Raw genomic sequence first — 10,840 nt, forward strand, 5'->3', positions numbered from 1 at the left:
GCACTGAGCGTCAACACTCAGTGCCGCCAACGATGTCGAAAGTGTTGCTTGCCACTTTCAGTGACTTGCCCCTTCACCTTTATTTACAGGTACAGGGGCATTTTTTTAGGCCAAGGTTTTTGGACTCTATTTCAATCCGATGTATTGAGCTAATGTATTGAGCCAATGTTTTGATCCGATGTTTAAGTCCGATGTGTTAAGCTTGCTCGCTCAACTATCTGCCAGAGCGATTAAAGGCCTGCGGGCCTGTCACCCCAAAAGATGCCAGTAAAACCGACGATATCAGTTAACCCGACAGATTCAGTGCAACCTCATGGTTCCGTCACACTGAGAGATTATCAACAACAAGCGGTCGATGCTGCCATCACGCATTTTCGGCAAAGCCACGACTCTGCGGTATTAGTGTTACCCACTGGCGCGGGTAAGAGTATCGTTATCGCGGAGCTGGCCCGCATTGCCAAGGGACGGGTATTGATCCTAACCCATGTCAAAGAACTCGTGGCGCAAAACGCTCAGAAGGTCGGTCTGTTAACCACCGAGGCGAGCATCTATGCCGCGGGGCTTAACCAAAAAACCGCGACAGGCAAAACCGTGGTCGCCAGTATCCAATCGGCAGCCAGAGCGCTATCCCAATTCAATACCCCCTTCTCTCTGGTGATCATCGACGAATGTCACCGGGTCAGTCTCGAGCCCAATAGCCAATATCAACAACTGCTCACCCATTTACGGCAACACAATCCCCAATTGCGTCTGCTTGGGCTGACCGCCACCCCCTATCGGTTAGGGAGTGGATGGATTTATAAACAGCATTACCATGGCAAAGTGGGAGCCGCGGAATTAGGCGTATTTGAGCAGTGCATTTTTGAGCTGCCAATCCGCCCGCTCATCAAGCAAGGTTACCTCACGCCCCCCCGTTTATTAGACGGGCTAAGTGCCCAATATGATTTCAGCAACATTAAACCCAATGATAATGGCGACTATCCTGAAGCGCAGGTCAATGCCTTACTCAATCATGCCGGCCGAGCCACAACAGCTATCGTCAAGCAACTAATTGAACTGAGCAGCCAACGCCAAGGCATCATTATCTTTGCCGCAACCGTGCGTCATGCCGAAGAAATTGCCAAACTCTTAAGCCAGTACCACAGCGCCCCTTATGCCGTGATCACCGCCCAAACAGCAGATCAAGAACGCGACAATCTTATCGCGCGCTTTAAAGCCCAAGCACTTAAATTTCTGGTGAATGTGGCGGTACTAACGACCGGGTTTGATGCGCCGCATGTCGATCTTATCGCGATCCTGCGCCCTACCGCATCGGTCAGTCTATTTCAGCAAATGATTGGCCGCGGCCTTCGGATCTGTGCTGGTAAAACAGATTGCCTCGTGATTGATTATGCGGCAAATGGCTATGATTTATATTTCCCAGAAGTCGGCCAAGCCAAACCCAATAGCAAGGCCGTCCCCGTTCAAGTCCCTTGCCCACTCTGCCAGTTTGCCAATATCTTTTGGGGGATCACTGATAACGATGGCGACATTGTCGAACATTATGGACGACGCTGTCAGGGCTTAGTCGATCATGAAGGTAAAAAGCAGCAATGTGACTTTCGTTTTCGCGCGAAATCCTGCCCGGATTGCGGACAGGAAAATGATATCGCCGCGCGCATTTGTCAGCATTGTCAGTCGACCTTAATCGATCCGGATAAACGCTTGCAGCAGGTACTTAAACAGCAGCACCATCACCTCTTTCGCTGCCAAGACATGCTGCTTATTGATGATCAAGGCTCGCTGAAAATCCAATACATCGATATTGACGGCAATGCATTTATTCGGCGTTTTAAGTTACAAACGCCCGCCCAATGGCGCGCTTTATATGCCCTGTTTATTTTCCCCCATAGCCGTACGCCGGGGCTGAAACCCAAAAAGTATCACAATGTCGCTGAGTTAATCGCCGATCGCGCCGCCTTTCGCATGCCTGAGCTTCTGCTGCTAAAAAAACACAAAAAGGGCTGGGATTTACTGGAAAGTTATTTTGATTACCAAGGCCGCTATCAAATCGAAAATAAACACAACTGAGGTTATCAATTCCGCTATGTCTATGGTATAAAACAATTAAAGTAAACCTAAGGAGCTATTATGTTCGTTGTTATTTTTGGCCGTCCTGGCTGCCCTTATTGCGTACGAGCGGTACAATTATCTGAACAACTCGTCGAAAAACGTGATGACTTTACATTCAAGTATGTCGATATTCACGCTGAAGGCATTTCAAAAGCTGATCTTGAAAAAACGATTGGTAAGCCGGTTGAAACAGTCCCACAAATTTTTGTCGATGAGAAACACGTAGGCGGTTGTACTGATTTTGAGCAATACGTGCGTGAGAACAATTTGTTAGGCTAAATCGCAACATATTTACTTACCGCGCTGATTAATACGCATGATCACGCTGTAAATCGTCTGATTCTGTAAACGTATTATTCTGTAAGCGTCTTATTCTGTAAAAATTGTCGCGTAAAATAAGGAGACCTCAGCGCTCCTTATTTTTAGCTGCACTTTCCGCTGTGCTCGTAGCAACTCGCCAAAAAAATCACCGCAATAAACAAACGCCCATTTGCGGCGAAGATAATGAAAACGCTACGAAGATAAGCAACGCTGCGAAAATAAACAACAGAGTGGCTAACTTGCATCGCCAGTTCAACCAAACAAAAACGTAAACTAATCGCGGTAATAAGACTGATAACAATAGAAAAATTGCGATAAAAGAAATAAGAGCGACCGATACCAATCAACAAATATGATCTGTAGCATCAGCATTAAGGGGATAGTTGAATAAGGAAGTGGTGGGTCGTGAAGGATTCGAACCTTCGACCAATTGGTTAAAAGCCAACTGCTCTACCGACTGAGCTAACGACCCATCTTGAGTGTCTATGTAAGACAATACCCTGCTTTATGCACTTTCAGGAAAGTGGTGGGTCGTGAAGGATTCGAACCTTCGACCAATTGGTTAAAAGCCAACTGCTCTACCGACTGAGCTAACGACCCATCTAAGTGTTACGCACAAAACCCACTAACTTGTTCTATTAAAAAGAATATTTAAAACTATTTAACAGGATAAGTGGTGGGTCGTGAAGGATTCGAACCTTCGACCAATTGGTTAAAAGCCAACTGCTCTACCGACTGAGCTAACGACCCATTTACTGGTATTCTGCGCCCCGAACGACCTTGCCGCTCTGAGGGCGCCTATAATACCTTTTTCAGTTTCTCATGCAAGCGCAAATTCCCAATTTTTTGTCGTTTGCATGAAAAACAGACTAAGAGTATATTTTTTAGTTAATTAGGCTTTAATTGCGGCCAATTGCTGCTGTGCTATCCGAGCGGCAGCACTATTGGCGTAATCTTTTACGACTTGCTCATAGTATTGTGTCGCACCTGCTTTATCACCGGTTTTTTCGGCAATCATCCCAAGCTTAACTAAACTGTCACCGCGTTTATTGGAATCACTAAAACGCGTCACTACTGTATTAAAAGCTTGTTTGGCTTCAGCAAACTCGCTCTTATTAAATAGTAATTGCCCTAACCAATAGTTGGCGTTTGCCGCATATACGGAATCGGGATACTGTTTGATAAAAGCGCGAAATGCAGGGATCGCATCATCATACTTCCGCTCTTTTAACACTAAATTGACGGCACCTTCATAACTTGCGGTTTCACTTAAACTGCTTGCCGCGGCATTCGCCGTCACCGCAGGTGGAGTCGTTGCCGCAGGAGTGGCTGGCGCGGAGGCTTTTGAGGTGACATTAGCCAACTCTTCATACAGCTGACGCTGGCGTTGCTGCATCTGCTCAATTTGGTAATTCTGTTGTTCGGTTAAACCACGTAAGTCGAGAACTTCCTGCTGCAAAGTGTCCAGACGGCGCTGCATTTCTAACTCGCTTTGCTGTCTTGATTTCACGATGCGCTCTAAACGAGCAAGTCTGTCATCACCTGAACCACCAGCAATATCTTCCACAGGAGCGGGTGCTGCAACTGCAGTACCCGCGCCGAAGAACATTGCCGTAATTAAGACGGCACGTTTCATGGTGTTACTCTCCGTAAGTCAATCTTAGTAAACTAAAACTGCACGGCGGTTTTTACCAAAACCTTCATCGGTACGAGAAAAGTCTAATGGTTTTTCTTCGCCATAACTGACAATACTCATTTGGCTTGGTTGTACACCCATGCCTTGCAGGTATTTTGCTACCGCTTTAGCACGACGCTCACCCAGTGCAATGTTGTACTCAGGTGTACCGCGCTCATCGGCGTGGCCTTCAATCAGTACACGCACACTAGGGTGCTCGACTAAATAAGTACCGTGAGCTTCTAAAATGGCCGCAAATTCGGTTTGCACTTCACTACGGTCAAAGTCGAAGTAAATGATGTGCTCTCTTCTCAGTTCTTCTAATTGTTGACGTTGTTGTTCTTCTGGGGAAAGCATGCCGCCAACACCACCGGTTTGAACGCCACCACCATTGAGTTCACTGTCTGAGCCATTTGTGGAGCCCATTGCATCCGTTTCTGATTCAGAAGTTGAGCTACATGCACTAATAGCCATAATTGGAAGTGCTACCAACATAGCTTTTAACAACTTGTTCAGATCCATTATGTGTTCCTTTTTAAATTAATTGTTGATAAATCAGGGTAATACATTAGAGAAAGGGTGACCAAGAAGGTGATTTCACCTCGCCTTGACCAACCGGTAATCTTGCTTTAAAACGTCCATCGGTCGAGACCGCGGCTAACACTTGCTTGCCTTGGTGCGTTGTGCCGTAAATGACCATAGTCCCATTGGGTGCGACACTGGGCGATTCATCCAAACGGGTCGAGGTCAGTACTTGCATAAAACGCGTACTTAAATCCATACGAGCAATATTAAATTTACTATTGGTGCGATTAACAAAAATCATACTGCGACCATCAGGAGTGATAGATCCTCCCAAATTCCATTCGCCTTCAAAGGTTTCACGGGTCACTTTACCTGAAGTTAAATCTACTCGATATATTTGCGGTTTACCACCGCGCTCAGAGGTAAATAACAGTGATTTTCCATCAGGATACCAAGTAGGTTCGGTATCAATCGCATAATGATTCGTAATGCGCTTAGCCGCTTTGGTGGCAATATCGATCACATAAATTTCGGGTTGACCATCTTTCGAAAGTGCCACCGCTAAGGATTTACCGTCAGGTGAAAATGACGGCGCACCATTAATGCCAGGAAAACTGCTGACTTTTGTACGCACTTGGGTATAAAGATCTTGAACAAAAATCTCGGCTTTTTTGTTTTCAAAGCTCACATAGGCCAAACGACGACCGTCAGGTGACCATGTTGGAGACATTAAAGGCTCAGGTGAACGCAATAACATTTGCTCATTAAAGCCGTCATAGTCAGCAATCATTAACTGATACGGGGCTTTTTGCGCATGATTGACCACGACATAAGAAATGCGAGTTAAGAAAGCACCACGGATACCGGTGAGTTTTTCATAGACGATATCGCTGATCCTGTGACCATACTGACGAAATTGCGCGGCAGAGATCACCGTTTGACGACTATCCATCAAAAAACCAGTCGCATTGGCAGCGCCATTTAAGCTTTGATTTTGCGCTTTGACGAGGTCAATTAAGTCAAAACTGACCAGATATTGGTCCGTACCATAGGGTTTTACCGTGCCAACCACGAGGGCTTCTGCACCGACACTAGACCAAGCGCTGGGTTGAAACTGAGCCAATGCCCCAATATTACGTTGCGGTAAACCGAGCTCATCTAACGGTTTAAACGTACCGCTACGAACGAGATCTGACATCACCACATCAGCAATCGCTTGCGGCGGTGCGCCAGTGCCTTGCCAAACAAAAGGCAGTACAGCAATCGGACGCGCCGCATCCACCCCTTCGGTGATCACAATATCCAATGCGGCTTTGACCGGGCCGCTACACAGTAGCACCACCACCGCCAACCATTTTGCCAAGATTTTCATGCTACTCCTTTAATTAAACGTTGGTTCAACGATTAAGTTAATTTCTTTCATCAAGTTATACACCGCAGGATCCTGAGATACCGGCAGTTTACCCGCTTTTAAAATGGCCGCTTTGGTTGCACGGCAAACGTTTGAATCGCCGCCCTGAGTCTGGCTGCTGATCACAAAACCATCATTGGCTAAGCGTACCGACACGGTACAGGTTTTGCCACGCATCGACTCATCAACCACCAGATTACGTTGAATAGTTGACTTAATCATCGCGGTATACTTACCGACTTCAGTTTGCATCTGCTTATTCATCGTTTGCGACAATGCCGCCTGCTCTGCGGCCAGTGCATCAGCCATTTCCTGCTCTTGCTGAGCGCGAGCTTTGGCTTCAGCATCGGCCTTACGCTTACGTTCGGCTTCCTCTTTTAACTTACGTTCAGCCTCTTCTTTTTGCTTACGCTCGGCTTCTTCTTTCTTTTTGCGTTCAGCTTCTTCTTTTTGCTTACGCTCCGTTTCAGCTTTAGCAGCGGCAGCCTCTTCTGCTTTACGCTTTTCAGCGGCCTTTTGCGCGGCTTCTTCAGCCACTTTACGCTCTTGTTCTTTCAGCTTACGTTCGGCTTCGGCTTTTTGGGCCTTCTCCTTTTCTTGTTGCTGTTTCACTTGAGCGACTTTAGCAGCTTCGTTCGCCTTTTGAGTTTCGATTTCTTGCTGTTTACGTTCTTGCTCTAATTTTTTAAGTTGAGCTTGTTCACGTTCACGCGCCTGTTTTGCTTCCTGTGCTTTGCGTTCAAGCTCTGCTTGGCGTTCTTGTTCACGACGTTCACTGTCACGCTTTTCCTGCTTAAGTTTTTCAACCTGCTTAGTCACTTTTTGCTGATCTATCATCACAGCTTGGACAGCTGGAGCGCTAACTTGTTGCACTTGAACAGGTTTATGGGTGAAATCAACACCGAGAACCAAGATTATTATCACACCAATATGAATACCTGCTGAAATCGACAGCGGTAATGCAAAATTTGAATTATCCGCCACCTATTTCTCCTTGGGTGCATCCGTCATCAAGCCGACGGAAGGCACCCCCGCCTGTTGCAGAGTCACCATCAGCTGGATCACGTTATCGTAAGGAATATTGCGATCGGCTTTTACCACAACTGGCCGCTGAGGTTCGGTCACAATAATGGCGGCGACTTCCGTTGCTAAGGCTTCTAAATCCATCTCTTCATTGGTTGAGCCACCTTTGTTGAGGTAATAAATGCCATCACCATCAATGGACGCCACGACGGGCGGTTTACTGTCGGCTGGCAGCACTTCGGCAGCGCCTTGAGGCAGTTCGACCTTAACCCCTTGAGTGACAATCGGCGCTGTTACCATAAAGATAATTAACAGCACCAGCATGACGTCGATATAGGGCACCACGTTGATTTCAGCCACGGGGCGCCGACGTTTGCGCTGATAAGCTACTTGCATTATGCCCCTTCCTTCTCACTGTATGCTTGACGGTGCAGGATGCTAGAAAACTCTTCCATAAAGTTGGCGTAGGCCATTTCCAACTTATCCACTTGTGTTGAAAAGCGGTTATAGGCAATAACCGCAGGGATCGCCGCAAATAGACCCATAGCCGTCGCGATCAATGCCTCGGCAATACCCGGCGCCACCATGGCGAGGGTGGCGTTTTCCATCGAACCGATGGCGATAAAAGAGTTCATGATCCCCCATACGGTACCAAATAAGCCGATATAGGGACTGGTCGAGCCAATAGTGGCTAATAAAGGTAAGTTAGCTTCTAGCTTTTCTAATTCCCGAGACAAGGTCACGCGCATGGCTCGAGAAGTGCCATCCATCACCGCATCGGGCACTTTGCTGTTTAATTTATTTAAGCGTGAATATTCTTTAAAGCCAGTCACAAATAAAGATTCTAAACCGGTATTATCCGGCCGGGCCGATAACTCTTTATAGAGACGATTTAAGTCAACACCGGACCAAAATTTATCTTCAAACTTGGCCGATTTATGCTTGGCAGATGTCAATAAACTACGGCGTTGGATAATGACCGTCCACGACATCACCGACAAGGCCAGTAGTGTAAACATCACAAATTTCACTAATAAACTGGCTTGTAAAAATAACCCAACAATGGACATATCAGCTTGCACTGTCAAACTCCTGCACAATATTTAAGGGAATAGCTCGGGGACGCATCCGTGATAAAGCCACACAGGCAACTAACACTGTCGCTTCACAGTAACAATCTCCCTGATGATCTACCAAACGTTGATGAAACATCAACGAGGCCTTTTTCAACTCTATGACCTTAGTTTCTACAATAAGGTTCTGCTCGAAACGCGCGGCTTTGTTAAAGTCGATTTCCACCCGTTTTACCACAAATGCGGTATCGTCGGCCAATAATGCAGTCTGGCTGACACCGAAGGCTTTTAACCATTCGGTGCGTGCACGCTCAAAAAAATTGAGATAATTCGAATGATAGACAACCCCACCTGCATCGGTATCTTCGTAATAGACTGAAATTGGCCAATTAAACGTCATTTGAAATAAGCAATTTTGATTGAAAAATTGACGCTTACTATACCTAGGGAAAGAACAATTGTGAATGACCCGATGAAGATATAGATACTGTTCGAACTGGGTTGGACTGAATTTAAGCACTTGTAAATAATAATGGGATCTTTCGATCCCATTATGTTGACTGATTTGGCTATTTTACCAACGTCTGCGGCAATTGCAGACCGAAACTTTGCCAAAGGAAACTGTAAATATCGGCAAATTCATCAATCTTCATGGCTGTGGGTTTACCGGCCCCATGGCCTGCATTCGATTCTATCCGCATGATCACCGGTTTATCGCCGCGTTGCTGCGCTTGTAACATCGCCGCAAATTTAAAACTGTGTAACGGCACCACCCGATCATCATGATCTGCGGTCATCACCATCGTCGCAGGATAGGCTTGGGGTTTTACATTATGATAAGGCGAATAGGCTAACAATGCCGGAAATTGCGCGGCATTATCAGCGCTACCATATTCACTTGTCCACGCCCAGCCTATGGTAAATTTATGAAAACGCAGCATATCTAATACCCCCACAGCAGGTAGCACTGCCGCGAACAATTCCGGACGCTGAGTCACTGCCGCGCCCATTAATAAACCGCCGTTACTGCGGCCATAGGCGCCTAATTTACTGCTATTGGTGTATTTTTCGTTGAAAAGATATTCGGCGGCGGCAAAATAGTCATCGAATACATTTTGCTTTTTATCGAACATCCCCGCCTGATGCCAACTTTCACCGTAATCGGCGCCACCCCGTAAACTCGGTACAGCATAAATCCCGCCCATATCTAACCAAGCGATATTCGCCGGACTAAAGCGCGGCGTCATCGAAATCGCAAAACCACCGTAGGCATATAATAAAGTGGGGTTCTGACCATTTTTCACTAAGCCCTTTTTATAGGACAGCATCATAGGCACACGGGTACCATCTTTGCTGGTGTAAAACACTTGCTCAGAGACATAATCATCGGGATTGAAGGACACCTTAGGCTTTGCCACAACGGTTGATTCAGCCGTTTTGAAATCAAACTTATAGGTGGTTTCGGGTTGAATATAGCTATTAAAGACATAGTAAAAATAATCTTTACTGGCCTTGCCAAAGGGGCCTGCAACATTGCCCTTACCGGGTAACGCCACATCCTGACGTTTTTGCCCTCCCAAACTATAAATGGATAATTGGCTTAATACATCATGTAAATAGCTGACCACTAAATGATCATTGATGATGGCTACCGCATTTATTGGATCTTTGGATTCCGGAATGATCGTTTGCCACTGAGATTTATGGCTATTACGGGTATCAATTGCAATCACTTTACCATTTGGCGCATCTAAATCGGTTTTAAAATAAAATACCGTGCCATCGTTCCCTAAAAACTCATATTCCGCTTCGAGATTGAGGATCAGTTCTTCAACTTGGGCTTTAGGCTCAAACAGCGACTTATAGAAGAACCGATTACGTTTATCCGTCCCTTGGGAAATCGACAGTAATAGATACTCACCCTTTTCAGACACCTCAATACCAAAACCCCAATCTTTATTTTGTGGGCGTTCATAGATCAATATATCCTGGCGCTGGTCGGTGCCTAATTTATGGTAATACACCTTCTGATTAAAATTCACATCGGCTAATAAATCACCACCGGCCGGCGCATCGTAACGAGCATAAAATACGCCTTGGTTTTCTTTATCCCATACTGCACTGGAAAACTTAATCCACTTGAGCTCATCGGCTAGTTTTTTGCCGCTGGCGATATCGATAAACTGCCATTGTTGCCAATCCGATCCCGAAGTTGACACGCCGTAGGCCAGCGTTTTACCGTCATTACTGACCGATACCCCGGATAATGCCACTGTGCCATCGGCAGAAAAGCGATTAGGATCCAGTAAGGGCTTTTCTATCCCATCTATCCCTTTGACATATAACACCGCTTGCGCTTGTAAACCATCATTACGGTAGTAAAACTGATTATCGCCATTTTCAAAGGGCGCTGAAATCTTTTCAAAGTTCCACAGTTCAGTGATCCGCTCCACCACCGCTTGTTTATTGGGGATGTTAGCCAAATAGTCTTGGCCGAACTGTTGTTGTGCTTTTACCCAAGCCTCGGTTTGCGGCGTATTAGCCTCAAGATGGCGGTAAGGATCGGCCACGGCGACACCATGGATCGTTTCAACTAACGATGCTTGCTCAGTATGTGGGTAATTCCATTGACTCTGACTCACGGGCACCATCGCCGCGGACTCGTCAGTATTGCCACTTTGACAGGCGCCAAGGCTCAGC

11 protein-coding genes and 3 tRNA genes are annotated in these 10,840 nt (G+C 46.2%); 2 read left to right on the plus strand and 12 right to left on the minus strand.

Features of this window, described 5'->3' with window-relative positions; all coding sequences use genetic code 11:
• The first annotated feature begins 261 nt into the window (after positions 1–261).
• Positions 262–2,070, plus strand: coding sequence for a DEAD/DEAH box helicase (locus ACRCZA_RS09695; protein ID WP_438674241.1), 1,809 nt, complete (start codon positions 262–264; stop codon positions 2,068–2,070).
• A 60-nt stretch (positions 2,071–2,130) separates the two neighbouring features.
• A complete protein-coding gene (locus ACRCZA_RS09700; RefSeq protein ID WP_438674242.1) occupies positions 2,131–2,391 on the plus strand; it encodes a GrxA family glutaredoxin in 261 nt (86 codons plus the stop codon).
• A gap of 143 nt (positions 2,392–2,534) precedes the next feature.
• Here ACRCZA_RS09700 and ACRCZA_RS09705 read toward each other — a convergent pair whose 3' ends face one another.
• The 12 genes from ACRCZA_RS09705 to ACRCZA_RS09760 form a co-directional block, all read right to left on the minus strand.
• Entirely contained in the window at positions 2,535–2,783 is a 249-nt protein-coding gene (locus ACRCZA_RS09705; RefSeq protein ID WP_438674243.1) for a hypothetical protein, read from the minus strand.
• A gap of 46 nt (positions 2,784–2,829) precedes the next feature.
• A tRNA-Lys gene (locus ACRCZA_RS09710) sits at positions 2,830–2,905 on the minus strand.
• A 52-nt stretch (positions 2,906–2,957) separates the two neighbouring features.
• A tRNA-Lys gene (locus ACRCZA_RS09715) sits at positions 2,958–3,033 on the minus strand.
• A gap of 74 nt (positions 3,034–3,107) precedes the next feature.
• A tRNA-Lys gene (locus ACRCZA_RS09720) sits at positions 3,108–3,183 on the minus strand.
• A 142-nt stretch (positions 3,184–3,325) separates the two neighbouring features.
• Positions 3,326–4,069, minus strand: coding sequence for a tol-pal system protein YbgF (gene ybgF / locus ACRCZA_RS09725; protein WP_438674244.1), 744 nt, complete (start codon positions 4,067–4,069; stop codon positions 3,326–3,328).
• A 24-nt stretch (positions 4,070–4,093) separates the two neighbouring features.
• Complete coding sequence (gene pal / locus ACRCZA_RS09730) at positions 4,094–4,630, minus strand: peptidoglycan-associated lipoprotein Pal (RefSeq protein ID WP_438674245.1); 537 nt, start codon at positions 4,628–4,630, stop codon at positions 4,094–4,096.
• Positions 4,631–4,676: 46 nt separating this feature from the next.
• Complete coding sequence (gene tolB, locus ACRCZA_RS09735; protein ID WP_438674246.1) at positions 4,677–6,005, minus strand: Tol-Pal system beta propeller repeat protein TolB; 1,329 nt, start codon at positions 6,003–6,005, stop codon at positions 4,677–4,679.
• 9 nt (positions 6,006–6,014) lie between these two features.
• On the minus strand, positions 6,015–7,028 hold the full coding sequence (gene tolA / locus ACRCZA_RS09740; RefSeq protein WP_438674247.1) for a cell envelope integrity protein TolA: 1,014 nt from the start codon (positions 7,026–7,028) through the stop codon (positions 6,015–6,017).
• Positions 7,029–7,463, minus strand: coding sequence for a protein TolR (gene tolR, locus ACRCZA_RS09745; protein WP_438674248.1), 435 nt, complete (start codon positions 7,461–7,463; stop codon positions 7,029–7,031).
• Complete coding sequence (gene tolQ, locus ACRCZA_RS09750; RefSeq protein WP_438674249.1) at positions 7,463–8,149, minus strand: protein TolQ; 687 nt, start codon at positions 8,147–8,149, stop codon at positions 7,463–7,465. Before tolQ ends, tolR begins: the two co-directional genes overlap by 1 nt.
• The gene (gene ybgC / locus ACRCZA_RS09755) at positions 8,139–8,540 is read right to left on the minus strand and encodes a tol-pal system-associated acyl-CoA thioesterase (RefSeq protein WP_438674250.1); all 402 of its coding nucleotides are present in this window, start codon (positions 8,538–8,540) and stop codon (positions 8,139–8,141) included. The genes tolQ and ybgC overlap by 11 nt, the downstream gene beginning before the upstream one ends.
• 169 nt (positions 8,541–8,709) lie before the next feature.
• Entirely contained in the window at positions 8,710–10,839 is a 2,130-nt protein-coding gene (locus ACRCZA_RS09760; RefSeq protein WP_438674251.1) for a prolyl oligopeptidase family serine peptidase, read from the minus strand.
• Position 10,840 lies beyond the last annotated feature (1 nt).

Source organism: Shewanella sp. (genome assembly GCF_051658185.1).
Lineage (GTDB): Bacteria > Pseudomonadota > Gammaproteobacteria > Enterobacterales > Shewanellaceae > Shewanella.

Bases quoted from the DNA above. Each gene is read 5' to 3' on its own strand.
- ACRCZA_RS09700 (WP_438674242.1), top strand. From the start codon at position 2,131: ATGTTCGTTGTTATTTTTGGCCGTCCTGGCTGCCCTTATTGCGTACGA.
- tolB (WP_438674246.1), bottom strand. From the start codon at position 6,005: ATGAAAATCTTGGCAAAATGGTTGGCGGTGGTGGTGCTACTGTGTAGC.
- pal (WP_438674245.1), bottom strand. From the start codon at position 4,630: ATGGATCTGAACAAGTTGTTAAAAGCTATGTTGGTAGCACTTCCAATT.
- tolR (WP_438674248.1), bottom strand. From the start codon at position 7,463: ATGCAAGTAGCTTATCAGCGCAAACGTCGGCGCCCCGTGGCTGAAATC.
- ybgC (WP_438674250.1), bottom strand. From the start codon at position 8,540: ATGACGTTTAATTGGCCAATTTCAGTCTATTACGAAGATACCGATGCA.
- ACRCZA_RS09695 (WP_438674241.1), top strand. From the start codon at position 262: ATGCCAGTAAAACCGACGATATCAGTTAACCCGACAGATTCAGTGCAA.
- ybgF (WP_438674244.1), bottom strand. From the start codon at position 4,069: ATGAAACGTGCCGTCTTAATTACGGCAATGTTCTTCGGCGCGGGTACT.